General features: G+C 58.0%; 25 protein-coding genes and 1 tRNA gene. 16 read left to right on the top strand and 10 right to left on the bottom strand.

Translation table 11 applies throughout. From position 1 onward, the window contains the following. Nucleotides 1–262: 262 nt before the first annotated feature. Both msrQ and msrP read right to left on the bottom strand, forming a co-directional pair. The gene (msrQ, locus tag ACR0AJ_RS19835) at nucleotides 263–877 is read right to left on the bottom strand and encodes a protein-methionine-sulfoxide reductase heme-binding subunit MsrQ (RefSeq protein WP_170352003.1); all 615 of its coding nucleotides are present in this window, start codon (nucleotides 875–877) and stop codon (nucleotides 263–265) included. Nucleotides 878–881: 4 nt separating this feature from the next. Beyond that, the gene (gene msrP / locus ACR0AJ_RS19840) at nucleotides 882–1,784 is read right to left on the bottom strand and encodes a protein-methionine-sulfoxide reductase catalytic subunit MsrP (RefSeq protein WP_480649336.1); all 903 of its coding nucleotides are present in this window, start codon (nucleotides 1,782–1,784) and stop codon (nucleotides 882–884) included. Between the two features lie 306 nt (nucleotides 1,785–2,090). Here msrP and ACR0AJ_RS19845 point away from each other — a divergent pair, with 306 nt between their 5' ends. Next, nucleotides 2,091–2,996 carry an alpha/beta hydrolase gene (locus ACR0AJ_RS19845; RefSeq protein ID WP_480741715.1) on the top strand — a complete coding sequence of 302 codons (906 nt, stop codon included), beginning with the start codon at nucleotides 2,091–2,093 and terminating at the stop codon, nucleotides 2,994–2,996. Nucleotides 2,997–3,044: 48 nt separating this feature from the next. On the opposite strand, the gene clpB is transcribed toward ACR0AJ_RS19845, so the two are convergent. Continuing rightward, a complete protein-coding gene (gene clpB / locus ACR0AJ_RS19850; protein WP_170399974.1) occupies nucleotides 3,045–5,663 on the bottom strand; it encodes an ATP-dependent chaperone ClpB in 2,619 nt (872 codons plus the stop codon). A gap of 129 nt (nucleotides 5,664–5,792) precedes the next feature. Then, a complete protein-coding gene (locus ACR0AJ_RS19855) occupies nucleotides 5,793–6,113 on the bottom strand; it encodes a hypothetical protein (RefSeq protein WP_170352007.1) in 321 nt (106 codons plus the stop codon). Nucleotides 6,114–6,263: 150 nt separating this feature from the next. On the opposite strand from ACR0AJ_RS19855, the gene pyrF reads away from it, so the two are divergent. After that, nucleotides 6,264–6,968 (top strand): orotidine-5'-phosphate decarboxylase, encoded by a 705-nt coding sequence (gene pyrF / locus ACR0AJ_RS19860; RefSeq protein WP_170361982.1) that lies wholly within the window; start codon nucleotides 6,264–6,266, stop codon nucleotides 6,966–6,968. Between the two features lie 358 nt (nucleotides 6,969–7,326). Then, nucleotides 7,327–8,580, top strand: coding sequence for a DNA polymerase IV (locus ACR0AJ_RS19865; protein WP_480741717.1), 1,254 nt, complete (start codon nucleotides 7,327–7,329; stop codon nucleotides 8,578–8,580). Between the two features lie 2 nt (nucleotides 8,581–8,582). Here ACR0AJ_RS19865 and ACR0AJ_RS19870 read toward each other — a convergent pair whose 3' ends face one another. Beyond that, complete coding sequence (locus ACR0AJ_RS19870) at nucleotides 8,583–9,443, bottom strand: N-formylglutamate amidohydrolase (RefSeq protein WP_480741719.1); 861 nt, start codon at nucleotides 9,441–9,443, stop codon at nucleotides 8,583–8,585. A 148-nt stretch (nucleotides 9,444–9,591) separates the two neighbouring features. Between ACR0AJ_RS19870 and ACR0AJ_RS19875 the strand changes: the two genes are divergently transcribed. From ACR0AJ_RS19875 to ACR0AJ_RS19910, 8 genes are all read left to right on the top strand, one after another. Beyond that, a tRNA-Val gene (locus ACR0AJ_RS19875) sits at nucleotides 9,592–9,666 on the top strand. Nucleotides 9,667–9,757: 91 nt separating this feature from the next. After that, nucleotides 9,758–9,883 (top strand): type B 50S ribosomal protein L36, encoded by a 126-nt coding sequence (gene ykgO, locus ACR0AJ_RS19880; protein WP_008755722.1) that lies wholly within the window; start codon nucleotides 9,758–9,760, stop codon nucleotides 9,881–9,883. 184 nt (nucleotides 9,884–10,067) lie between these two features. Beyond that, entirely contained in the window at nucleotides 10,068–10,445 is a 378-nt protein-coding gene (locus ACR0AJ_RS19885) for a hypothetical protein (RefSeq protein WP_170352011.1), read from the top strand. Further along, on the top strand, nucleotides 10,435–10,950 hold the full coding sequence (locus ACR0AJ_RS19890; protein WP_170352012.1) for a hypothetical protein: 516 nt from the start codon (nucleotides 10,435–10,437) through the stop codon (nucleotides 10,948–10,950). Before ACR0AJ_RS19885 ends, ACR0AJ_RS19890 begins: the two co-directional genes overlap by 11 nt. A gap of 29 nt (nucleotides 10,951–10,979) precedes the next feature. After that, nucleotides 10,980–11,543: a hypothetical protein gene (locus ACR0AJ_RS19895; RefSeq protein WP_170352013.1), complete on the top strand. Its 564-nt coding sequence runs from the start codon at nucleotides 10,980–10,982 to the stop codon at nucleotides 11,541–11,543. 141 nt (nucleotides 11,544–11,684) lie between these two features. After that, nucleotides 11,685–12,701, top strand: a complete 1,017-nt coding sequence (locus ACR0AJ_RS19900) for a Fe(3+) ABC transporter substrate-binding protein (protein ID WP_170352060.1) — start codon at nucleotides 11,685–11,687, stop codon at nucleotides 12,699–12,701. 119 nt (nucleotides 12,702–12,820) lie between these two features. After that, complete coding sequence (locus ACR0AJ_RS19905) at nucleotides 12,821–13,375, top strand: helix-turn-helix domain-containing protein (RefSeq protein WP_480741721.1); 555 nt, start codon at nucleotides 12,821–12,823, stop codon at nucleotides 13,373–13,375. Then, complete coding sequence (locus ACR0AJ_RS19910; protein ID WP_480741723.1) at nucleotides 13,372–13,890, top strand: N-acetyltransferase family protein; 519 nt, start codon at nucleotides 13,372–13,374, stop codon at nucleotides 13,888–13,890. The genes ACR0AJ_RS19905 and ACR0AJ_RS19910 overlap by 4 nt, the downstream gene beginning before the upstream one ends. Nucleotides 13,891–13,904: 14 nt before the next feature. Here ACR0AJ_RS19910 and ACR0AJ_RS19915 read toward each other — a convergent pair whose 3' ends face one another. The 5 genes from ACR0AJ_RS19915 to ACR0AJ_RS19935 form a co-directional block, all read right to left on the bottom strand. After that, entirely contained in the window at nucleotides 13,905–15,149 is a 1,245-nt protein-coding gene (locus tag ACR0AJ_RS19915) for a molybdopterin molybdotransferase MoeA (protein ID WP_480741725.1), read from the bottom strand. 270 nt (nucleotides 15,150–15,419) lie between these two features. After that, nucleotides 15,420–16,268 (bottom strand): carboxylating nicotinate-nucleotide diphosphorylase, encoded by an 849-nt coding sequence (nadC, locus tag ACR0AJ_RS19920; RefSeq protein WP_480741726.1) that lies wholly within the window; start codon nucleotides 16,266–16,268, stop codon nucleotides 15,420–15,422. Continuing rightward, the gene (locus ACR0AJ_RS19925; RefSeq protein WP_170352017.1) at nucleotides 16,265–17,830 is read right to left on the bottom strand and encodes an L-aspartate oxidase; all 1,566 of its coding nucleotides are present in this window, start codon (nucleotides 17,828–17,830) and stop codon (nucleotides 16,265–16,267) included. The genes nadC and ACR0AJ_RS19925 overlap by 4 nt, the downstream gene beginning before the upstream one ends. Nucleotides 17,831–17,838: 8 nt before the next feature. Next, a complete protein-coding gene (gene nadA, locus ACR0AJ_RS19930; protein WP_170352018.1) occupies nucleotides 17,839–18,891 on the bottom strand; it encodes a quinolinate synthase NadA in 1,053 nt (350 codons plus the stop codon). 155 nt (nucleotides 18,892–19,046) lie between these two features. Then, nucleotides 19,047–19,955: a LysR substrate-binding domain-containing protein gene (locus ACR0AJ_RS19935; protein ID WP_480741728.1), complete on the bottom strand. Its 909-nt coding sequence runs from the start codon at nucleotides 19,953–19,955 to the stop codon at nucleotides 19,047–19,049. A gap of 100 nt (nucleotides 19,956–20,055) precedes the next feature. Here ACR0AJ_RS19935 and ACR0AJ_RS19940 point away from each other — a divergent pair, with 100 nt between their 5' ends. The 5 genes from ACR0AJ_RS19940 (at nucleotide 20,056) to ACR0AJ_RS19960 (ending at nucleotide 25,415) form a co-directional block, all read left to right on the top strand. Further along, a complete protein-coding gene (locus tag ACR0AJ_RS19940) occupies nucleotides 20,056–21,264 on the top strand; it encodes an oxidoreductase (protein WP_480741730.1) in 1,209 nt (402 codons plus the stop codon). Between the two features lie 216 nt (nucleotides 21,265–21,480). Further along, nucleotides 21,481–21,870: an adenosylmethionine decarboxylase gene (gene speD, locus ACR0AJ_RS19945; RefSeq protein WP_480741732.1), complete on the top strand. Its 390-nt coding sequence runs from the start codon at nucleotides 21,481–21,483 to the stop codon at nucleotides 21,868–21,870. A 7-nt stretch (nucleotides 21,871–21,877) separates the two neighbouring features. Further along, entirely contained in the window at nucleotides 21,878–23,170 is a 1,293-nt protein-coding gene (locus ACR0AJ_RS19950; protein ID WP_480741734.1) for a GNAT family N-acetyltransferase, read from the top strand. A gap of 29 nt (nucleotides 23,171–23,199) precedes the next feature. Continuing rightward, the gene (locus tag ACR0AJ_RS19955) at nucleotides 23,200–23,787 is read left to right on the top strand and encodes a hypothetical protein (protein WP_170399946.1); all 588 of its coding nucleotides are present in this window, start codon (nucleotides 23,200–23,202) and stop codon (nucleotides 23,785–23,787) included. A 77-nt stretch (nucleotides 23,788–23,864) separates the two neighbouring features. Further along, nucleotides 23,865–25,415, top strand: a complete 1,551-nt coding sequence (locus ACR0AJ_RS19960) for a polyamine aminopropyltransferase (protein ID WP_425082487.1) — start codon at nucleotides 23,865–23,867, stop codon at nucleotides 25,413–25,415. Nucleotides 25,416–25,547: the final 132 nt, after the last annotated feature.

Here is a 25,547-nt window from a genome sequence, read left to right on the forward strand (position 1 = left end):
CCCCCAGTCTCTCCTGAGCGTCTCCGCCGTCTCCAGCGTCCCAACACCGCCTCAGCAGCGCCGGTGAAGGGGGTTCTAAGGTTTACCCAAACAACCCGCAAGTGGAAAATTCGACAAACTCGCAAAAAACCGCAGATTTAATTTTTACCCATATAAATCATAAGCTTAAATAACGTCATACTCCACGAAACCCGCAACACGCAGCGCATCCCACCTCGAATCTCAGCTTTTGAACAGGCTTACCCATAGACTCAGCGCCGAGTCAGATGGAATCGGCCTGACGCGACCGAGTCAGCACACCGGATATAGGCAAACGCAGTAGCAACAGGCCGACGATTGCAGACAGATAGACCAGCGGTTCAATCTGGAAGCCCTTGGCCAACATGACATAGTGCAACCCACCCAGAATCGCCGCGGGAAACACCAGGCGCTGCAAGCTGCGCCATCGCGGACCCAATTTCCGCACCGACAGATTGTTCGACGTCACCGCCAACGGCAGCATCAAGACAAAAGCGGCCATGCCGACCGTTATATATGGGCGCTTAACGATATCCGCCCAAATCTGGCTGGGCACCTGCACATCCAACACAAGCCACACCAACAGATGCAGCGTGACATACGCAAAGGTCAGAACCCCAAGGGCGCGGCGGAACTTCAGCAGGTTCAGGCCAAGGAAACGCCGCAGAGGAGAAATCGCCAGCACACCAATCAGAAGCTGCAACGCCAACTCTCCGTACCGATGCTCCAACGCCTCTATCGGGTTTACGCCCAATCCGCCTGTCAGCCCCTGGTAAAACAACCAGGGCGCTGGAAGCGCCCCAATCAGGTAGACCGCCCAAGCGGGAATACGGCGTAATATATGATTCACCTGCTGCATAGACTTAATAGTATTGCGAAAGATCCATGCCTTCGTACAGCCCGGCGACCTCGTTCTCATAGCCGTTGAACATCAGGGTTGGTATACGCTTGGCAAAGAGACCGCCGCCGATTTCACGTTCCGAGGCTTGCGACCAGCGCGGATGGTTCACGTTCGGGTTCACGTTACTATAGAAGCCATACTCACGTGGCGCCGACATGTTCCAGCTGGTGGGTGGCTCTTCTTCTGTCAGAGTGATCCGCACGATCGACTTGATCGACTTGAAGCCGTATTTCCACGGCACCACCAAACGCAGCGGCGCACCATTCTGGTTTGGGATCAGCCGATCATAAATACCCGTCGCCATGATGGTCAGCGGATGCATCGCCTCATCCAAGCGCAGACCCTCGCGGTAAGGCCACTCCAGAATCGGGTAGCGCACGCCCGGCATCTCATCGGGGATCAAGGCGGTTTCAAAGGCCACGTATTTGGCCCCTTCCTGAACACCTGCCATGTTCAGAAGATCAGCCAGTTCGAATCCGTTCCACGGGATCACCATCGACCAGGCCTCGACACACCGGAAACGATAGATGCGTTCTTCGACCGTCATCTCAGACATGATATCCTTAAAGTCATAGTCACCCGGATTGTCGACCAGACCGTCGATCTTAACACTCCATGGTTCGGTGGTCAGCGCACCGGCATATTTGGCAGGATCATCCTTGCCAGTCCCGAATTCATAAAAGTTGTTATAAGACGTGATCTCTTCCCAGGTGTTCGGCTCCAGCGCTTCTTGCGCCGTCGCGCCGCGCGCCATCCCCGCCAGTCCGACACCTGCCAGCCCGGCCATAACCTGACGCCGGTTCAAAAACGCCGCCCTTGGGGTGACGTCCGCATGTGTCAATGTATTGGTCCAGCGATGCGCCATGTATGTCTCCGTTGTCAAAACACCTCGGGTATGAGGTAGATCGCTGATAGCACAGTGCCAAGGTAATGAGCGTCACGATTGAGCGACGAGATTGTAACGTAGTCGCCTGTAGGCGTGGACTTCAGAACGTTCCCAACAAAGCTAAGCTTTGCAATTCAGGCCCGGAACGTGCAGGCTTTGCAATGGATCGACAGACGTAGTGCGGTGTTTTTGGGGAAACCGTCAAAGTATACCTGCATCCATTAGATCCCTTGCGCCTGCTGACATTGCGATATCAATGGTATGAACCACAGAAAAAACAAACCTATGCCCGCCCCCGCCGCAATCAGTGCCAAGGCTGCATCTTATGCCGAACAAGCCGCAATTCGGGATCTAACGCAGCCTCTTCCCGAAATGCGGGCTATGTTGCGAGAGGATTACGCAGACAGTTGTACCGCAGCCGTAGAAATGTCCGGCGTTGCATTGTCCGATGAAACAATTGGCGGTGTGCGTTGCATGGTTATCACTCCTGCCGAACCGCGCCCTGGCCGCAGGTTGGTCTATCTGTTCGGCGGCGGCTTTACCCTTGGCAGCCCGTTTGAGGATTTGCCAATCTCAGCCTGGCTGGCGGCCAAGACCGGCGCGGTTGTGATTGCACCGGACTATCCCTTGGCCCCCGAAGCGCCATACCCGGCGGCCCTTGATGCCTGCACCGCAGTCATCTCGTCTGTACTGGCCGAAACGCCTGGGGCTTGCCTGTGCGGAGAATCTGCCGGGGGAAATCTTGCATTGGCTGCAGTCCACAGAATGCGCGCAAATGGCGTTCTGTTACCAACGGCACTGGCCCTGCTTTCACCTTTTGTCGACCTGCAGAACAACGGGGACAGCGGACTGGCAGATCGCGACCCGTTTCTAAATCAGTCTGAAATCGACTTTTTCCGTGACTGTTATGTTGGCAAAGAGGTCGACCTGACAGCCCCCGACGTATCTCCGATTTACGGCCCCTTCGACGCAGACTTTCCACCCGTCTTTCTGACTTCGGGAACCCGCGATCATTTGTTGAGCGGTTGCGTGCGTCTGGATCGCCTGCTGCGACAGGCCGGCGCCGACTGCACCCTGCGTGTATGGGAGGGCATGTGGCACGTGTTCGAGTTTTACCCGGAGATACCCGAAGCCGATGCCTCGCTGACGGAAATCGCTGTTTTTCTGAATGGGCATTTTGCCAAGGTGTAAAAAAAAGACCCGCCAGTTTGGCGGGTCTTTCTGGTTTCCAATCTCAGATCAATGCACCACGGCATCGTCCGGGCGGGGTCGATCTGACGTGCCCAGCCTGTCACCGATGATCAGACCTTCGGCTCCGGTGGTCACCGGGACAGTCTCGCCGTCCTTGATCTCGCCGGCCAGCAGGGCCTCGGCCAATGGGTTCTGAAGTGCGCGCTGAATCACGCGTTTCAGCGGACGCGCACCAAAGACCGGATCATAGCCTTCGTTCGCCAGCCATTCCTTGGCGCCATCGTCCAGTGCCAGCTCGATCTTGCGGGCGGCCAGACGTTTCTGCAGGCGTGCCATCTGGATATCAACGATGCCATCCATATCGGCCCGCTTGAGCCGGTCAAAGATGATCGTTTCGTCCAGACGATTCAGGAATTCCGGCCGGAAATGCGCCCGGACCGCATCCATCACGTCGCGTTTGGCCTGCGCACTGTCCGCACCTTCGGGCAACTGGCTGAGCGCCTGAGAGCCGAGGTTCGACGTCAGAATGATCAGCGTCTGCTTGAAGTCCACGGTGCGGCCCTGACCATCGGTCAGCACACCATCGTCCAGAACCTGCAGCAGCACGTTGAACACATCCGGATGCGCCTTTTCGACCTCGTCAAACAACACAACCTGATAGGGCCGGCGCCGCACGGCTTCGGTCAGCACACCGCCTTCGTCATAGCCCACATAGCCCGGGGGGGCACCGATCAGACGGGCGACCGCGTGTTTCTCCATGAACTCGGACATATCGATGCGTACCATCGCGTTGTCGTCGTCGAACAGGAAGTTTGCCACGGCCTTGGTCAGCTCGGTCTTACCCACGCCGGTCGGCCCGAGGAACAGGAACGAACCCAAGGGGCGACCCTCATCATTCAGGCCAGCACGCGCACGGCGCACGGCGTTGGCCACGGCAGTCACCGCCGCATCCTGACCGATCACGCGGGAATGCAGATCGTCTTCCATCCGCAGCAGCTTCTCGCGCTCACCTTCCAGCATTTTCGAGGTCGGGATACCCGTCCAGCGTTCGACCACCGAAGCGATCTGTTCCGGACGCACCGTTTCTTCGGCCATCATGGCGTTGCTTTCGGCGTTCTCGGCCTCGGTCAGCTTTTTCTCAAGCTCGGGGATGACGCCGTAGGACAGCTCACCCGCCTTGGCGAGGTTGCCTTCGCGCTTAGCGATCTCCAGATCAGCCCGCGCCTTGTCGAGCTGCTCCTTCAGATCACGCGCACCTGCCAGCTTATCGCGTTCGGCCTGCCACTGGGCGGTCATCTCGGCGGATTTCTCCTGCAGGTCGGCCAGATCCTTTTGCAAGGTTTCCAGACGATCCTTGGAGGCTGCGTCATCCTCAAGCTTCAGCGCTTCTTCCTCGATCTGCATCTGCAGGATCTGACGATCAAGTTGATCAAGTTCTTCTGGCTTGGAGTCTACCTCCATCCGCAGACGCGACGCCGCCTCATCGACCAAATCGATAGCTTTGTCAGGCAGGAACCGGTCGGTGATATAGCGATGCGACAGGGTCGCCGCCGATACCAGTGCCGAGTCCGAGATGCGCACACCGTGGTGCAGCTCGTACTTCTCTTTAATACCGCGCAGGATGCTGATCGTGTCCTCGACCGTCGGCTCCTGCACCATCACTGGCTGGAACCGTCGCGCAAGGGCCGCGTCTTTTTCGACGTATTTGCGGTACTCGTCTAGCGTGGTTGCACCGATGCAATGCAGCTCTCCCCGTGCAAGCGCGGGCTTGATCAGGTTGGCGGCATCCATCGCGCCGTCGGATTTACCTGCACCGACCAATGTGTGCATCTCGTCGATGAACAGGATAATCTCACCGGCGGCCTCGGTGACCTCGGTCAGAACAGCCTTGAGGCGTTCTTCGAATTCACCGCGGTACTTCGCACCGGCGATCAGCGCGCCCATGTCCAGCGCCAGCAGTTTCTTGTCCTTCAGCGATTCCGGCACATCACCATTGATGATGCGCAGGGCCATACCTTCGGCAATCGCGGTCTTACCGACGCCGGGTTCCCCGATCAGAACCGGATTGTTCTTGGTACGACGCGACAGAACCTGCATCGAGCGACGGATTTCCTCATCCCGTCCGATGATCGGGTCGATCTTGCCCTCGGCCGCAGCCTCGGTCAGGTCGCGCGCATATTTTTTGAGCGCGTCATAACCTTCCTCCGCCGACGCGCTGTCAGCGGTGCGACCCTTGCGGATATCGTTGATCGCTTCGTTCAACTTTTGCGCAGACACGGCACCAGCATCCAAAGCGTCCTTGGCTTTGGATTTCACCATGCACAGTGCCATCAACACGCGTTCGACCGGCACAAAGCTGTCGCCCGCTTTGGTGGCAATCTTGGCGGCCTCGTCCAACACCTTGGCGGTCTGGCCGTCCATGTAAATCTGGCTTGCGTCGCCGCTGACCTTCGGGATTTTGGCCATCGCAGCATCCAGCGCCTCGACCACGCGGTTCGGCGCGCCACCTGCACGAGTGATCAGGTTGCTGGCCAGCCCCTGATCATCATCCATCAATGCTTTCAAAATATGTGTGGGCTCCAACCTCTGGTGCCCCTCGCGCAGCGCAATCGTCTGCGCCGCCTGCACGAACCCCCGTGCCCGCTCGGTGAACTTGTTCAAGTCCATAGCATTCTCCTTTATCTCAAGCGCCCTGAATGTGATGCGCCCGCTTGGCGGCACGCGTCGGTCTGGGCCTCACATTCAATCTGGGAAATATCTTTGACGGTTCAAGAGGCTAAGCCGCAGATTCCGCACTTAACGGCGCGGTACGGAATAGACTGTATACCCTCCGGTTTTTGCGACTTGCCGTGCATTATACATGTCGACCAATGATTGCGCCGCATCGCTGCCTGAGGGGCAGGACACAAGATCAGCCGCGTCATCCAGAAAATCGACGGTAAAGGCCGTTTCGCCGGTCAACTGGCAATCATCGTCGGTCGAACGATAGCCGCGCACAAGGCGCAGGTCCTGATTGGTCGGGGATCTGATGACCGTATCTGCGGCCTCTGGCTGCAACGGCATTTGCTGACAGCCAACCAAAGACAAAACAAACCCCACACCCGCAAACTGTTTCATGAGTCCCCCATCTTAAATGTTCTTTGTAACGGGAGGACCATAGCACACTCAGTCATGAGGAATGCGACTTCGATCAAACATCGGTCCTGCATGGACACAAGGCGCGGAACCCGTTAGGACGCAGACGTTTGCCAAAAAGGAGCTTGCCCCATGTCCGATGACCGCCTGATCGTTGCCCTTGATGTTCCAAACGCCTTGCAAGGTCTGGCCATGGCCGAGCGGCTGGGCGATGCCGTATCTTTCTACAAGATCGGATTGGGTATGCTGACCGGGGGCGGGCTGGCCCTGGCTAATGAGCTGAAACAGGATCACGGCAAGCGCATTTTTCTGGACATGAAGCTGTTCGACATCGGCAACACAGTGGAAAACGCTGTGCGCGGGTTAGCACAGTTCGATCTGGATTTCCTGACCGTGCATGGTGATCCCCATGTGGTACGCGCCGCGAAAGAGGGTGCCTCGGGCAAGGACCTTAAAATCCTCGCCGTGACCATCCTGACCTCGCTGAACCGCGACGATCTGGATGCCAGCCTGCTGAAAGAGGGCAACGTGCAGGAACTGGTGGTCGAACGTGCGGCACGCGCGCTAGAGGCCGGGGCCGATGGCGTCATCGCCAGCCCGCAAGAGGCCGCGCTAATCCGCGCCCTGCCCCAGGCCGAAGGTCGTCTGATCGTTACTCCAGGTGTCCGACCAGCAGGCGCAGCATTGGGCGATCAGAAGCGTGTGGCCACCCCGGCCAGTGCAATCAGCGACGGTGCCGATCACATCGTTGTTGGCCGCCCGATCTATCAGGCACAGGACCCAAAAGCCGCAGCCCAGGCGGTTCTTGCTGAGTTAAATTCCTTGACACATCACTGACAAGTGCCACCAAATCAGCGAATTTCCGCGCAGAAACGGCTTGCAACCAGTTGACCTAACGTCACTTTCCGGCCCAACCGTGCCAAATCGCCGCTGTGCCCCAAAACACACATGAAAAATACGAGTTTCTCATGTGTGACCTCGGTCCTATCGAAATTGGCGGTTTTGCGCGATTCTAGGGGTGTGATACTCCCCGCGGACCCTCTCTTCCTGAGGTCCGTCACCTCCCCCCGCCACTTCGCGGGGGGTCTTCTTTCGGACATGACCCTGCTTTCAGTAATCGCTGGCATTTCGTGCCACAGCTGGGGCTGGTATAAGGAAACCACTAATTGAATCGCATGAAAGGCGGGAAGATTTCATGCCCGGTCTCTGCCGAGATTGCCTGACCAAATTGACCGACGAACGGCGCTGCACTGCCTGCGGCAGCCCGCGGATCAAGGCGCATCCCGAGCTGTTTGATCTGTCCATCGCACATATGGATTGCGATGCCTTCTATGCTTCGGTCGAAAAGCGGGACAATCCCGAGTTGGCCGACAAGCCGGTAATCATCGGCGGCGGCAAACGCGGCGTGGTGTCGACCGCTTGTTATGTGGCGCGCATTCGCGGGGTGCGGTCGGCCATGCCGATGTTCAAAGCCTTGCAACTGTGCCCCGAGGCGGTGGTGATCAAGCCGCGCATGTCGGTCTATGCCGAAGTGTCGCGCGAGATTCGCAAGATGATGGACGAACTGACCCCGGTGGTCGAACCGCTGTCGCTGGACGAGGCGTTCATGGACCTGTCCGGCACGCAGCGCCTGCATGGCGCGCCGCCTGCCGTTATGCTGGCGCGGCTGGTTCGGCGGATGAAGGATGAGTTGGGCGTGACCGGCTCTATCGGGCTGTCGCACAACAAGTTTCTGGCCAAGGTCGCCTCGGACCTCGACAAGCCGCGCGGATTCTCGGTGATCGGAAAGGCGGAAACGGCTGAGTTCCTGTACGACAAACCCGTGCGGCTGATCTGGGGCATCGGCCCTGCTGCGCAGGAATCGCTGGATCGCGCGGGTATCCGCAGTTTTTCCGACCTGCTGCGCTGGGACCAAGAGGCGCTAACCGCACGGTTCGGGTCAATGGGTTATCGGCTGTGGCATCTGGCGCGCGGACAGGACAAGCGGCGCGTCTCGGCCCATGAGCCGATGAAATCCATCAGCAACGAAACGACGTTTTTCGAAGATACCGCCAGTCTGGATATTCTGGATGGGCACATCTGGCGCCTTTCCGAAAAGGTGGCGGACAGGGCAAAGGCCAAAGGATTGGCCGGGCGTGTTGTCACCCTGAAACTCAAACGAGCCAATCACAAGATCATCACCCGGCGCGTATCCCTGCGTGACGCCACCCAGATTGCCGACCGACTTTACCGCACGGCCCGTGGCCTTTTCGACCAGGTTGGCGATCAGGGGCCATATCGATTGCTGGGCGTTGGCTTGTCTGATTTGTGCCCCGAAGCGCAGGCCGATATATCGGGCGATTTGCTGGATCCCGGAGCAACTCAGCGATCACAGGCCGAACGCGCCACCGACGAGATTCGGCGCCGTTTTGGCAATGATGCAATTGTGAAAGGCCGCGCGCTGCGCTGAGCTTACTCGGCCGCCAGGCGAACCGGATCATCGCCAATGCTGGCGATTTCCTGAATGATGTCGCGCAGAATTTCTTGAAAAAGGGCGAAATTCTCATTTGGCACGATATTGGCCTCGTCCATATAAAGCGCCCGGTCAACTTCAATCTGCACCGCATGTTGCTGACGGGCGGGGCGGCCATAGGTCTGGGTCACATACGCCCCGGCAAAGGGCGCGTTGCGTGCCACGTTCAGCCCGGCGGACACAAAGGCCGCTTCGATCTGATCCACAACCTCGATCGAGGCGGACGCGCCAAACCTGTCCCCCAGCACCACATCTGGCCGCTTGGATTTCGCGTTGCTGGCCATGGCGACCGCCTCATGCGGCATCGAGTGGCAATCGATCAATATCGCCTGGCCGAAGACGTCGAGTGATTCGGCCAACAAGGATTTGAGACGTGCATGATAGGGCCGCCAGCAGGTGTCGATGCGCAGGCGCGCCTCGTCCATTGTCAGCTTGCCGCGATAGATCGCACGCCCATTGGCCACCACGCGGGGAATCACCCCCAACCCGGATGCCACCCGGGGGTTATGCCCGGAACGTCGCGCCCCTTGGACCAGTGCCGGATCCAGCTCCTCGGCACTGCGGTTCAGATCCAGATACGCCCGTGGCAACACTGCCGAGATCAACGGCGCGCCAAAGTCAGCAGCCGCAGAAAACAACTGATCTACAAAGGCATCTTCCGAGGATCGAATCACATTTTCACTTAGAACCGTGCGGTTCAACAGCGTTTGAGGGTAACTCCGACCACTATGAGGAGAAGAAAACACCACGCATGACGTGCGTCTGGCGGGCATGTCCAATACATAGGGGGCGTTCGGCATGGTGACTCCTTGTTCGCATTGAACATAGACCGGAAAATAGTTCTACCAAACCCCTTGAACCCCTTTGCGACTCCTTTTATAGACCCCGCTACCGGCGCGGGGTTCCGCGCCCCATTTCGTTATGGGGTAGGACAACGCAACGGGACGTGGGCGGTTAGCTCAGCGGTAGAGCACTTCGTTGACATCGAAGGGGTCACAAGTTCGATCCTTGTACCGCCCACCATGATTTCACTGTTCCGGGCTTCCGGGGCACCCGACTAACCCAGGCGCTGGCCACGTCCTTGATGAAGGCGCCGCAGATTGGAGACAGACCAATGAAGGTCAAGAACTCGCTCCGCTCGCTCAAGAACCGGCACCGTGATTGCCGTATTGTGCGTCGCAAAGGCCGCGTCTACGTGATCAACAAGACGCAGCGCAAGTTCAAAGCTCGTCAGGGCTAAGAACCGCACATAACCACTTAAAGAAACCGCGCCTTCGAGCGCGGTTTTTTTGTTTTCCAACTATGCGTTTCTTGCCTGCGCTCAGCCCCGTAAGGGGCTTGGCAAGTTTGATTTTGATATTTCGCGTTGTGATAGAGCGTTCTCGTGTTAACGTTCTCCGGATTTTCGATGACGGGAGGTCAACTTGGCCGACGGTGAAATACTCGGAACGACCCTGACCGATATGGTCGCGGATATTGGCAGGAGCGTGGCGCAAGCCGCCGAGCAACTAAGCCTCGACCAGTTGAACGCCCTAAAGAACTACCCGCAGGAGCTCCGCGACATGGGCATCCCACCGGTTTTCTATCACATGCAGGATGTCGATGTGGAATTGAAAGTCGTAATGGAGATGAGCACTAAGACGGAAGAAGGCAAGCGGCCCGCAATCATCTCGATCTTCATGGGACCGAAGTTGACCCAGACCGATACGGTCGACACCAAAAGTGCATCGACCATGCGCATGCGCTTTGCTCCGGGCCCAGTAGATGACAACAGGTCACCAGAGGACACCGATGGCACGTAAGACAGTTAAGGCCCCCAAGAGGCCACCTATTGATGTACGCGTCACCGAATTGCCCGAAGCCTTTGCGACACTGTTGCAGTCACTTGCTGACCGTCTTACCGCAATGGAGCAGCGCGAGACCACTTTGCTTCAAACAATTTCGGACCTGCAGAATCGGATTGACGATCTGGAAGAAGGCGGCGGCGGCATGCTGATGGGCGCGGTGTCTCCGGTAACAAACCCGTTGGCCCAGGGTCGGTCAGAAATGAATTCGGGCGACGAAGACACTCAGGTTGTCGACGCTCAGGAATTTTCACAGGCACTGGGCGAACAGATTCTCGCCGGTTCAGACGGAAGCAGCGAGTTTACCATCGACAATGTAAAGGTCGAGGCCGTGGTCGGGCTGGGCCAAGATGGCAATAGGGCACAGATCGCAACCAACGCCAAGAAACAGGCGGTCAGCCAGAACGCATCGAAAGTTACGTTTTCGGTCCGAAGGCGGTCAAAAACGCAAATCATCGAGTGAACACAAATTTTTCAAAAGGAGTTTGAACAATGAGTATCGGGCAAGAACTGCTGAACGTTCCCTTTGCAGAAATGGTTCAAAAGCTGGCACTTTCGGTCGCTGAATCACAAAGCGAGTTGGATCGCCACTCGACTGATATGGCCAAATACATGGCCGATCAGAAAATCCTGCTTCCCGATCTCTCCAATCCCGACGGCCCCGCCAAAGAATTCAGCCTCGTGTCGATGGGATTCCTCCCTGCATTCTATGCGGTGCAGGAGGCCGAGATAGAGGTCAAAATGGCGATCTCGATGACCAAACAGACCGAAAAATCAGGTAGCGCTTCAGTGAAAGGCGGCTGGGGGCCCGTGGCGGCCCAGGTCAACGCCAGCTATTCCTCGCGCTATGCCTATAGTCAGGAAGGTGCAAGCAGGTTGACCATCAAACTCGCACCGGCCGATCCGCCGGTCATGCTGCAAAAATACATGGAAGCTGTAACTCAGGCCATGCTGACCAAGGAACCGGTACTGAGCGACGATCCGGAACCTGAGCCGGCGCCGTCACCCGCACCACCGCAACCGGAAGGAAGACAGAGCAAACAGCGTCGATCCTGACAGCAAGTGCGCAGCAGGAAAGGCGAGCGACATTTTGACCAACTAAATCTGTCAGATTTCCTTGCATCCCCCTCAGAATCGTTTAATTGACCAAATCAGTCGGGTTAATACCCGCCACGATTTTCAATGTTGGGACAAATGATGCTGAAATCCTCTACCTGCGTTGCCGCCGCTCTGATGGCTTTGGTTGCTACCTCTGCCGCCGCCGAAGGTGAACTGAACCTGTACTCGTCACGCCACTACGACACCGACGAACGTCTCTATTCTGATTTCGAAGAGGCGACCGGCATCACCATCAACCGTATCGAAGGCAAGGCCGACGAACTCATTGCACGGATGGAAGCTGAGGGCGCCAACTCGCCCGCGGACATCCTGTTGACAGTAGACACCTCGCGTCTGGCGCGGGCCAAAGACGCGGGCATTTTGCAACCGGTCGACAGTGCAGTGCTCGAAGAACGTATCCCTGCCAATCTGCAAGACAATGACAACCAATGGTTCGGCTTTTCGCAGCGTGGCCGCATTATCTTTTTCGACAAAGAAAACGTAGCCAACCCGCCGGCCACCTACGCCGATCTGGCGAAACCTGAATACAAGGGTCTGGTCTGCATCCGCTCGTCCAGCAACACATATAACCAAACGCTTCTGGCATCGATCATCACCCACGAAGGACCTGAAGCCGCCAAAGCCTGGGCCGAAGGCATCGTCGCCAACATGGCGCGCGATCCGCAGGGCGGCGACACCGACCAGCTGCGTGGCATTGTTTCGGGCGAATGTGATATCGCCGTGTCGAACACCTATTACTTTGCCCGCGCCATCCGCAAAGATGTCAAAGGCGTTTCGTCGGAAATCGACTCAATCGGCTGGGTGTTCCCTAACAACGACAGCACTGGCGCGCACATGAACCTTTCCGGGGCCGGTGTCGCCGCGAATGCACCGAACAAGGACAATGCGGTTCTGTTCCTGGAATACCTGGCCAGCGACTCGGCCCAGCAATATTTCTCGGCCGGCAATGACGAGTTCCCGGCGGTGAACGGCGTCGCACTTGCGGACTCGGTCAAGTCACTGGGTGAGTTCAAGGCAGATGAAGTGAACCTGTCCGAGGTCGCAAAGAACCTTCCTGAAGCGCAAAAAATCTTCAACGAGGCTGGCTGGAAATAACCCAGCGCACGAGATCTTAACACTTTGAAGGGCGCAGAAATTTCTGCGCCCTTTTTTATTGCGTATTACATATTTTTGGAGAATAATCTCTATAATGAACGATATTCTCACATATGAACATGCTGGATGATCTCTCGAACCGCCTCGCCAACCGTCTGAACGAACTGCGCCGGAGCCATGGGTGGTCACTGGACCAACTGACCGAACACAGCGGCATCAGCCGCGCCACGCTTTCGCGGATGGAAAAGGGCGATGTCAGCCCGACCGCTGAAACGCTGGGACGGCTTTGTGCAGCTTATGGCCTGCCGATGTCGCGTCTGCTGATGATGGTCGAAGACAGTTTCGACCCTCGCGTACCGTTCGAACGGCAACCCGAATGGCGCGACCCGGAAACCGGATTTACCCGTCGCTCGGTATCTCCGCCCGCCACTGGGCTTAGCGGAGAGGTGCTGGAAGGTCACCTGCCCCCCGATGCGATAATCACGTACGATGCGCCACCAAAGCCTGGGCAAGAACATCACCTGATCATGTTGGACGGCGCGCTGAAACTGACCGTAGACGGCGTTGCCCATGATTTGAATGGCGGCGATTGCCTGCGCTATCACCTTGCGGGTCCCACGCGGTTTGAAACAACGCCCGCGCGTGGGGCACGGTACCTATTGGTGCTGATATGATTACACGCATCGACGTTTGCAGCTTTGACACCGCCTTGGACGACTTGACCGATATCCTGCACGCTTGTGTACAGGACGGGGCCAGTATCGGGTTCATCCTGCCCTTTTCATCGGATCAGGCCCGCTCCTATTGGCAAGACCGGGTGCGGCCCAACGTACAGACCGGCTCGCTGGACCTGTTCGTCTTTCGTGAAAACGAACGCATTCTGGGCACGGTGCAATTGATCCCCGCGACGATGCCCAACCAGCCACACCGGGCCGATGTGGCCAAACTGCTGGTTCACCCCAGCGCCAGACGCCGGGGTTTGGGGCGGGTCTTGATGGCGGCGCTTCAGGACCGGGCTATCCAGCTGGGCCGTACCTTGCTGGTGCTTGACACACGCAGTACAGACCCGTCACGCATCCTGTATCAAAGCCTAGGCTTTCAGATCGCCGGAGAGATCCCGGACTATTGCCGCAATCCGCTTGAGGACCGGCTAGAGCCTACGACCTATATGTACAAAAACCTAAGTTGATCCGGGCATCTGTTTCAAAAACGAAGAAACGGCAACTTATGACCTTGTGGCAGCGTTTCGGTTTCCGCAGGGATGACTGCAAGACCATCCGCCTGTGCAAGCGTCGCAACCCGGCCGCTATATGAAGGTGCCATCAAACGCAGCCGTGGAACGCCGTCGGAAGTCGTGTCGTCGATCATGACCGGACGGTATTCCTGACGCCCAGCGTGGCGCTGCAGCGGTTCGGCCAGCACCGCCTGTTCCGGGGTTGGCGGCGTATGACGCAGACCAGCCCGACGTGCCATCATGTGCGACCCGATGATCTGCCATGTCACAAAAGCCGAAACCGGATTGCCCGGCAGCCCGACATAAAGCGCGTCGCCGCGCCGACCGAAAATGATCGGCTTACCCGGTTTCATGGCCACCTTCATCACGTCAATCTGGCCGCCAACGGCTTCAAACAGGCGCGGCATGTGATCTTCATCCCCCACCGAAACACCACCCGTTGTGACAATGAGATCGGCATCATCGCAGGCCTGCCGCAACACCTGCTCCAGCCGCTCGGGGTCATCTGCGACCGGGCCTATATCCATCAGATCAATCCACGGCTTGTTCAGCAAAGCCCGCAGCATATAGCGGTTCGAGTTGTAAATCTGGCCCGGGCCCAGCGGTTCACCGGGTTGTTGCAGCTCATTACCGGTGGAAAAAAGGGTGACCTTCAGCTTCCGGAATACATTCACATCGCCATACCCGGCCGAAGCCAGTGCTGCAGCTTCGCGCGCGGTGATCTCGCATCCTTGCGACAGGATTGGGGCACCGGCCTTCAAGTCCTCCCCCGCGCGGCGGATATGTTGGCAAGGTTTGGGACGGCGGGTAAATCGGATACCTCCGGTGGTGGCCTCGCAATCCTCCTGCATCAGCACGGCGTCGAAATCGGCGGGCACCGCGGCACCGGTATAAATGCGCAAGGCCGCACCCGCTGGCGTATCATGGGCACCGCTGTCCCCGGCGGCGATGCGTCCCGCCACCGGCAAGTTGAACACGGGCCCTTTGCCCAGATCAGTCGTGCGGACGGCAAAGCCATCCATGGCGGAATTGTCGAAGGCGGGCATGTCCACTTTGCTGGTGCAATCCTCAGCCAACACCCGACCCGTCGCATCGATCAGGGACACGGTTTCGGTCTCGGCAATCGGATCGGCAACGGCCAGTCCGCGAGCCAAAGCCTCTGTCACCGTCAGATACATCCGAGCGTGCTGGTCGCAACCACATCCATCAGCCATTTGAGCCCTCCAACCGGTCAAACACCTCTTCCAACCCAGCGCGTTCAACGCGAGCCTCTTCTTAGTTGGAGCTTGGGCCGTCGAAAGCCATCACACCCCCAAACTGTCCATGAGCACGGCAATCAGGATTGCACAGCCCGGCCAGCGATATGCCCCTAATGAACAACACTGGCGCAGAGCCGTCATTGACATAGGTCACGATCACTATTCGCGGGCGGTCAGAGGGCTGGCACCGGAGCGGCCTCCATCCGCGAGAGGGTTTGAGTTGGTTCAGAAATCCAGCCCGATATCGATGGTGCGATAGGAATGAGTCAGCGCCCCGGATGAAATGTAATCCACGCCGGTTGCCGCCACGGCGGCCACGGTGTCGCGGCTGATATTGCCCGATGCCTCGGTCACGATCCGGCCGTCGACCAGTGCCACCGCCTGTTTCAATGTCTCGGGTGGCATGTTGTCCAGCAACACGACATCGGCCCCGCCGACCTCCAGCACTTCGGCCAGTTGGTCCAGCGTGTCCACTTCGATCTCGACCTTCATCATGTGCGAGGCGCGGGCCTTGGTAGCCTCAAGCACGGCGCGCACCCCACCGGCAGCGGCGATGTGGTTGTCCTTGATCAGGATCGCGTCGGACAGGGAAAAGCGGTGATTGAACCCGCCACCATGCAGAACCGCTTGTTTTTCGACAATACGCAGGCCGGGCGTGGTCTTGCGGGTGCAGGTGATGCGAGCATTGGCGCCTTTGGTTTCGGCCACCAGCGCCGCCGTCGCGGTCGCCACCCCGGCCATGCGCCCGGCATAATTCAGCGCCACCCGCTCGCCCGACAGGATCGAAGCGGCGCTGCCCTCAATTTCCATCAACGTATCGCCTTTTGTGCAGCGTTGGCCGTCGGCGACGTGGGTGGTGACACGCAGCGCCGGGTCGACCAGACGGAACGCCAGCGCAGCCACCTGCATACCCGAGACAACCGCGTCCTCGCGCGCGTTCAGCCGGGCAGAATAAGTGGCTTCCGCAGGGATTACGGTCAGGGTGGTGATATCGCCATTGGCCCCCAGATCCTCCATCAACGCGGAACGTACCATCGGTTCAAGGATCAAGTCGGGCAGGGTCGGGTATTTCATACTGTGTCCTTTGCAATGCGGTCCCGCAGGGCCAGCGCCTCGCTCAGCGTCAGGGCCGAGCGTTGGCCGGGGCCGGGGGTGAGATCGGGGAAATCGGATCGGGAATGGGCACCGCGACTTTCTTCGCGCAGCAGCGCGGCAGCCGCGATCAGAGTGGCGGTGGCGGTCATGTTTAGAAACAGATCAGAGCCCGCATGCCGGGCTTCCAACGCCGCGATTTTCGTCAACGCTTGGCGCAGGCCGGTACCGTCGCGCACCACACCCACATGTTCGGTCATGGTTTCGCGCAGGGCGGCCACATCCTGTTCATTGATCAGCTCACCACCAGTGGCAAAACAAATGTTCACCTCAGCCGCGTCCTGCGGATTCACAACGGTTGCAATGTCGCGCGCGCAAGAGCGGGCAAACACCAACGCCTCAAGCAACCCGTTCGACGCCAGCCGGTTCGCCCCATGCAACCCGGTCGAGGCTGCCTCGCCGCACACCCACAGCCCAATCAGTGAGCTGCGCCCAGCCAGATCGGTCTCAACCCCGCCCATGTGATAATGCGCCGAAGCGGTCACGGGGATGGGGTCGGTCGCAGGATCGACACCGTTGCGCAAACAGGCCTCGGTGACCGAGGGGAATTGCCTAGCCATCTCGGCCCCGATGGCCTGGCGCGTGTCCAATGCCGGGCGTTTGCCCGCCTGCGCCTTCAGGTAAACGGCGCGCGCAACCGTGTCGCGGGGGGCCAGTTCAGCGTCAGGGTGGATGTCGGGCATAAACCGGTGGCCGGCGCTGTCGATCAGGATGGCACCGTCGCCCCGAAGCGCCTCGGTTGCCAATGGCGTCGGGTCTTCGCCCACGTCGATGGCGGTGGGGTGGAACTGCACGAATTCGGCATCTGCAATGCGCGCGCCTGCGCGAGCAGCCATGCCGATCCCCTGCCCGCGGATACGTGCAGGATTGGTGGTTTGGGCATAAAGGCCCGAGGATCCCCCCGTGGCCAGAACATGCGCTGATCCGCGCAGCAATATCGGCGGCGCATCGGCGGCATCGGCGCGGGTCAGGTAAACGCCGGTCACTTGTGTACCGTCGCTTTCCAGCCCTACGGCCTGCGCGCCCTCGATCACTTGAATCGACGGCGTTCGGCGCACCTCCTCGATCAGAGCACGCATGATCTCGGTTCCGGCCTGATCGCCCTTGACGCGGACCACGCGGGCGGCGGAATGCGCGGCCTCGCGCGATTGCACGAACCCACCATCGGCGGTGCGATCAAACCCGGTGCCCAAGTCGGACAGATCATAAATATGTTCCGGTGCGGCATTGGTGACGAACTCGGCCACCTCGCGCAGGACCGACCCGGCCCCGGCGCGCATGGTGTCGTCCGCGTGCGCTTCGGGGCTGTCCGTCCGCGCCATGGCAGCGGCAACGCCGCCTTGTGCCCAGGCCGAGCTTGCACCCGATCCAAGCGGTTCAGGCGAAATCATCACCACAGGGCAAGGGGCCAGCTTCAGGGCCGCATAGACTGCCGCCAGCCCGGCGCCGATGATGACCACACGCGGCGTCTCAACGCTCTGCATGTCGCGGATCAAATACCCAGCTGGCGTGACAAGTCGATCATGCGTTGCACCGACAGGCGGGCCTTGTCCGCCACTTCGGCGTCAACTTCGACCTGCCCGGTCATGGTATCAAGCGCGAACAGCACCTTCTCCAGCGTGATCTTCTTCATGTAGGGGCACATGTTGCAGGGGCCGACAAACTCAACCTCGGGCAGTGAATCCGCAATATTCGACGCCATCGAGCATTCGGTAATCAGCAGCGCCTTTTCCGGCTTTTCGTCCGAGACGTATTTGATGATACCGCTGGTGGAGCCCGAGAAATCTGCCTCGGCCACAACGTCCGGTGGGCATTCAGGGTGCGCAATCAGGCGGGTGCCCGGATTCCATTCCCGGAAATCGCGCAGATCTTGCGGGCTGTATTGTTCATGCACGATGCATGACCCTTCCCACCAGACCACATTTTTCTGCGGCACATCGCGTGCCACGTTCTGCGCCAGATACTGATCCGGCGTCATGATGACCGTGTGACTGTCTTGCGCCGCAACAATCTGGGCGGCATTCGACGAAGTACAACAAATATCTGACGCCGCTTTGACCTCGGCCGTGGTGTTCACATAAGACACAACCGGCGCACCTGGATACCGGCGACGCATTTCCTCGATCCCTTCGGCGGTGATCGATTCCGCCAGCGAGCATCCCGCCTCCATATCCGGCATCAGCACCGTCTTGTCCGGGCTAAGAATCTTGGATGTCTCGGCCATGAAATGCACACCGCATTGCACAATCACATCCGCCTCGACCTCGGTCGCTTTGATCGCCAGTTGCAGGCTGTCGCCGCCGAAATCCGAAATGCCATGGTAAATTTCGGGCGTCATGTAGTTATGGCCCAGAATGACCGCGTTGCGCTCGACCTTCAGGTCGTTGATCGCCTTGACATAGGGCGCATAGATCGCCCAATCGACGGGCGAGACCACGCGGGACATGCGGTCATAGATATCGCTCATGCTTGCGGCAAGCTCGGGCGATGGGGTCAGATCATATTTTTCGGAGAGATGCGCACGCTGCGCCGGTAGGTCGAACACGGGACTGTTTTTCTGCCTGATGGATTCGTGACGCACTTAATATGGGGTTTATCGTGGATTTACCACCACTCTTAAAAGAAGAATGTTCCAATATTCCCAGCTCTAGCGGAACTATCTTATCAATTCAGGCGCAACAGACCTTCTCGGCCCGCACCTCAAGCATCTCGGGGGCTGGTCTTGCCCGAGAAATGGTCGGCCACAAAGTTGATCAAGGCCCGCACGCGCTGCGGTAAAAACGGCATTTCTGGGCGCAGAATAAAGATCCCACCACCGGCATTCGGTTCAGCATGATCGGGCAAAACCGAGGTCAAGCGACCAGTGTGCAAGTCATTCGAGACAAGAAACTCCGGCAGCCAAGCAATGCCGCGCCCGGCGCAGCACGCTGCATGGAGCGCTTCGAGGCTGTTACATGAAAACCCCGGCCCAAGACGCGATATGGGACCCGCTGCTCCCGTGAATCCCCAATCCGACAGGTGTTTTTCCGGCCCCAGGCGTAGACATTTATGCGCGGTCAATTCCTGTGGTTGCTGCGGTTCGCCATGCCGCTCAAGATAGGTGGGCGCTGCACATGGTATCCGCCGATTGTTCATCAGTTTCCGCGACACAAGCGATGAGTCCGGCAAAACGCCGCTGCGGATCGCGATATCAAAACCTTCTCCGACCAGATCAACAACCTTGTCCGTCAACAGCATGTCAATCTCGACCTCGGGGTTGAGATCCATGAATTCAATGACCAGAGGGATCACGTGTCGCTGACCAAAAGCCGCCGAGCTTGTCAGGCGGATCGTTCCATGCAGGCTGTCGGCACCATCGGCAATGTCCTCTTCCAGTGCCGTCAGGCGGGCGAGAATCTCGCGCGCTTCCTCTACATATCGCTGTCCCGCCTTGGTCAAGGTCATGCGCCGAGTCGAGCGTATGAGAAGCGGCACCCGCAACCTCTGCTCTAGCTGATACACCCGCTTGCCCACGGCCGACGGGGTGTATCCCAATGCGCGGGCCGCAGCCGAGAAACTGCCGTGATCAACCACGGCCAGAAGAATTTCCAGTTCAGCCTTTTGCGCCATTTGATCCAAAAAATATCAAAAACTAATCCCAATCACTACATTATCAAAAGAGATTGTCCAAATTATCTAAGGTGGAGATCAAAAACCAAGGAGAACTACCTTGCCCGCCGCCTCGAACATCTCTCTCTTCACGCCGCTTACACTGCCGAACGGGCGTGTTTTGAAGCACAGGATCATCAAATCGGCCATGTCGGATTCACTGGCCGACGGTCAGGGCAACCCAACCGCTGCACAGATGCGTCTGTATGAACGTTGGGCAACAGGGGGTGTGGCCGCGTCAATTATCGGCGAGGTGCAAGGCGATCCTCATTTCCCCGAAAAGCCGGGCAATTTGGTGCTTGATGAACAAGCCGACCTGGCGGCCTTCAGCGATCTAGCCCGGCGCGGGTCGGCCGACGGCGCGCAGCTTTGGTTGCAACTCGGCCATGCCGGGGCGTTGGCCCATTTACCGATCAGCCAGCCCAGAGGCCCAAGTGCGATAGACTTCCCAGACTTTCGCAGCGAAGCCATGTCTTTGCCCGAAATCAGAGCAATCCCGGATCAATTTGCCCGCACTGCCCATCTTGCAGCCAAACTTGGTTTTGGGGGCGTCCAGATTCATGCCGCGCATGGGTTTCTTCTGAGCCAGTTTCTCTCACCCCTCTTCAACCGCCGGACGGATGCCTATGGCGGCGCAATCCACGCGCGGATGCGCCTGCTGATCGACACGGTCGAGGCCGTTCGTGCCGCAGTGCCCCGCAATTTTACAGTTGCTGTCAAACTCAACGCCACCGATCAGCTGGACGGCGGCCTTACAGAACAAGACGCGCTGAAGGTGGTTGCAGGGCTTGAAGGCAAAGGTGTTGATCTATTGGACATCAGCGGCGGAACTTATTTCCCGGGCGCTCCGTCCAGTTCCGATCGTACGTCCAAAGGCCCCTATTTCCTCGACTTCGTTCATGCGGCGCGCGGTCTAACCGCGATCCCGCTTATGGCCACCGGAGGATTCAAGCGCCGCGACGAGGCAGAAGCCGCAATTATGGCGGGGGATGTGGATGCGGTGGGTATCGCACGGGGCTTTGTTCTTGATCCCGCTTTGCCCCGGACGTGGCAGGCGCGACGACACGAGGCCCCCTTCCCCCGCTTCACTACCCTTCCACCCGGAGGGATGACCGCGTGGTATACCATGCGCATGACGGATATCGGGTCGGATCGGGAAGGATCGGTGGATCGCGGCATTGCCCAGGCCATCACCGAATATGAAAACCGCGACGCACAGCGCGCAAGGATCTGGCAGAACCGGTTTAATTCCAGGTCAAAGCAAACCTGAGACAGCCGATCAGCAGGTTATGTGAAATTGCGCCCAAAAGCACCACAACCGGACCAGTCGCGGTCTTGATTTAATTTTAGCACAAATCCCTCATGAGTTGTGTTTTTTTGCCACAGCCCAGCAACCCAATTCAGATAAACCTGAGTTGAGATTGACTACCAAGATCAGAGGGATAGTCAGGATGCAGAATTTTTTGATTTGAGGTTTCGATTTCATATGGATGGGTTCTCATCTCCTCTGGGCCTACACCTTATAGCAGATTTTTTCGATGCAAGCGCACTTTACGATCCTTCCCCAGCAGAAGAGACCCTGAGACGCGCGGCAATTGCTGCCAATGCTCAGGTTCTTGGGATCAACATGCGCGATTTCGGACAACGGGCAGGTTTCACAGGCATGGCACTTTTGGCCGAGTCGCACATCTCGGTCCACACCTGGCCCGAACACGGATATGCCGCCATCGATATCTTTATGTGCGGTGACGCAGAACCACAGCGCAGCTTAGAGGTTTTGAAGTCCTATTTCCGCCCCCAGCGCGTCGATGTGCAATCCATCAAGCGCGGTCTGATCGGACAGAGCAGACACCGGCTTGCGGCGGCGGGCTGCTAAAGGGCGGATGAAGGAACTGCGCAAATGCCCGGTCACGATAAGTCTCATACTATGCGCGATAATCGTTTATGCGCTGTGGGGTCCGGTTCGGCATTCCGGACCCATTGTGACGCTGCCCGATCATCTGTTGTTTTCGATCCGACATGGCAACCTGAACCATCTGACGCTCAATTGCCTGCTGATTCTTGTTGGCGGCAGCCTCAGCGAACCGCAATTGGGCAGCGCCCGAACCGCAGGGCTTGTTATCCTTTGCGCCGTTGCCGGAACGACAACAGAATTCGCATTGGCCGGACCCGGCTTTGTGGGGCTGTCCAGTGTCGCCTATAGCTTGGTTTCCTATGGCGTGATTGCCACAAGCACACCGGGGCGACGCAGTTGGATGCTGGCGCTGATTGTCTTTGTCCTTATCGCCGAGCTGTTGTTTCTGCGCCCTCAGATCGCCGTTTTCACCCACAGCACATCCGCCTTGATCGGAGGAGGACTCGCCATGTTTAGCGCCCTGTTCGGCTCAAAAGGGCCAACCCTTAAACCCATGGAATGGCGGCATGTATCCCCGGCTGTCCAAATCATCGCCCAAACCGACGAAGATGATGCCGACGAAGCCGAAAACAAGTTCGTGCATGAAGGAACGGACAACATGTTCGTCCTGCAGGACCGCGGCGAGGTGCTGGGGCTGATCGGTTATTGCCTCGACGAAGATGCGCCGGACATCGCCTGGCTGTCCTGGACTTATCTGGATCAGGCGCATGCGGGCAAGGGGCTGGGAAGCCAGATGCTGAACGACCTGCTTGGCAAACTGGCCCAGATGCATGTCCGCAAGATTTTCATCGAAACCAGCGACTATGAAGAGTTTGGCAAAAAGCTCTATGCCGCGGCGCATAAACTGTATGAGGAATTCGGAGCCGAAGTCGAACTGACGGTACCCGGGTATCACGGCCCACGCGAAGCCAAGATCATCTATGGATTGGACAATCCCGAAGCGCCCGACATACAGGCGGCAGAGCCATCGCCAACCACTGGCCTGAGCTTCACCGACATTCACAAAGCCGCCGAAACGGACGACGTTGCCGGCCTGCGCTGGTGCGAAACCAGCAGCGGGCTGAGCGGGCTGGATCAACAGCTTTCGTTGGCGCGCGCGCAAAGCTATCGCATGGCCGTTCTGGCCATCCCGTCCGACCTGTCCAACGCCAACGCAACAGAACTGCAGGCCAATGGCCTGAAAAAATGCGGCGAACTCAAAGAGTTCTACGGCAAAGACCTGCATCAGGTCTGGTGGAGCAGCGACCTGAGCGAATCCTGAATCACAATCTCAAATCAATAGGAGAAGTTATGTTTGGAAACATTAAAACGATAGCCATTGTTGGCGTTGTAGGCTTTGTGGCCTATTCGATGTTTTTTAGCTCGAAATCCGAGCAAACCGCCGATCTTGGGCAGGTTCTGGACCGGACCGAATTCGCGATCAACCAGTATCAGGAATACCTGGAAGCCAACAGCATCGCCGAAGCATCTGACGAGCAGGTGGATGAGTTCACCGGATATCTGGCTCAGGTCATGAACTCGGACCCGCGCTTTTATGACGAACCGCTGGGCATGGAGGTTCTGTCTGACGCCAAATTCTCGGGTTTTGTCGATCCGAACGCAAATGGCACGCGCGACTCGAGCGAGGGTGAGATTTTCACAATCGAGATTGACGAGGCCAACAACCGCCTGATCGCCACCGACACCACCGGCCAATCCGCGGGCTTGCGGTTCTCGGGGGCGGGATTTCTGGCGGGGGCTCTGATCGGCAACCTGATCAGCCGCCAACGCTCGGCCGGCATTACCGCGTCCAGCTTCAACAACCGGTCAGTGACACCGCGCAACAGCTACTCGGCCCCGCGCAGCGCCCGCTCGGGCGGTTTGCGCGCCGGTAAATAAGACGCCGCGACTACACCAAACCCCACTCAGACCCGGCGCGTTATCAGTGCCGGGTCTTCCCGTTTTCGGATTTTGAAATGACTGATACTCTGACACCGCGTTACACGGCGCTGCCCCGGCGGCAGGCGATGGTTCTTCTTGGCGCAATCCTTGTTGTTGCCCTTTGTGGCATCGTCTACGAATTGATCATCGGTACGGTGTCCAGCTATCTGCTGGGAAACTCGGTCTATCAGTTCTCACTTACGATCGGGTTTTTCATGTTTGCCATGGGCGTGGGGTCCTATGTGTCCCGTTTTTTCCACGGCAACCTGATCCAGACGTTCATCTGGGTTGAGCTGATCCTGGCGCTGATCGGTGGTCTGTGCAGCGTGTCGCTGTTCATGCTTTTTCCTTACGCGCCCTGGTTTTACACGGTGGGTATGTTCACCTTCATCTCGGCCATCGGATTTCTGGTCGGGTTGGAAATACCGCTGCTGATGCGCGTATTGTCGGAAAGCAGTACAACGCGGGAATCCATCGCTGATGTGCTGTCACTAGACTATATCGGTGCGCTTGGGGGATCGGTTCTGTTTCCCATTCTGTTGCTGCCGTCGCTTGGGCTGATTTCATCCTCTTTCGCTATCGGTCTGACCAATGCCATGGTTGGCCTGCTCAGCGTCCTGTGTCTGCGCGACCAACTGGATGCGCCCAAACGGATGCTGGCCTGTGCCATTGGTACCATAGTTTTGTTGTTCGCCCTGACCTTGGTGGCCGGGCGCATCACTGCATTTGCGCAGGATCATCTGTATTTTGATCGCATCGTCTGGCGCAAACAATCGCAGTATCAGTCGCTGGTCGTTACCAATACTTGGCAAAAAAACGACGTGCGCCTGTACATTGATGGCCATCTGCAATTCGCTGAAACCGACGAATACCGCTATCACGAAGCGTTGGTCCACCCTGCCTTGTCCTGGGGGGATAGCACCCCAAAGTCGGTTCTGGTGCTTGGCGGTGGCGACGGTCTGGCAGTACGTGAAATCCTGAAACACCCCAGCGTTGAGCGTATCGATCTGGTCGATCTTGACCCAGCGATGACCGACCTGGGGCGCAATCTGGCCCCCGTCGCACGTCTGAATGACAACAGCATGGAGGCATCCATACTAAACGTTCACAACACCGACGCTTTCAACTATGTCAAATCCACCGATCAGATCTATGACCGGATCATCATCGACTTTCCCGATCCTCATAGCGAGGCGCTTTCAAAACTGTATTCGGTCGAGTTCTACGCCATGGTTCAGGGCATTCTGTCCCAAAACGGCGTTCTGGTGACACAAAGCAGCTCACCTTTCTTTTCCCCCCATACCTATTGGACGATATCGGAAACCCTGTCCGAGATGTTCCCGCAGGTGGTGAACTATCAGATGTCGATCCCTTCTTTCGGGGTTTGGGGTTACAACCTTGCGACCAATGAACCCGCGTCTACGCTGGGGGATTTGCCCGAGGGTCTGAGGTTTGTAACGCCAGAGGTTTTTTTGGCCGCGCAAGTGTTTCCCAGCGACATGTTGCCCAGACGCGAGCTTGCAGTGAATTCCATCTTTGACCCCGGCATCTATCAGGAATACGCCCGCGACGTGTCAGGCTATTGAGCCTGGACGCCAATTGAATGTCGTCCACCTCTCAGATCGGGTCTAACAAGCGGGCACTGTCGAAAAAGGTCTGCATCGTCAGAGATCCTGAACTAACCCAGAGACTGTAGGTGCTCTTCTAACGCTGCATTA

This window comes from Ruegeria sp. CJ9 (assembly GCF_056536625.1).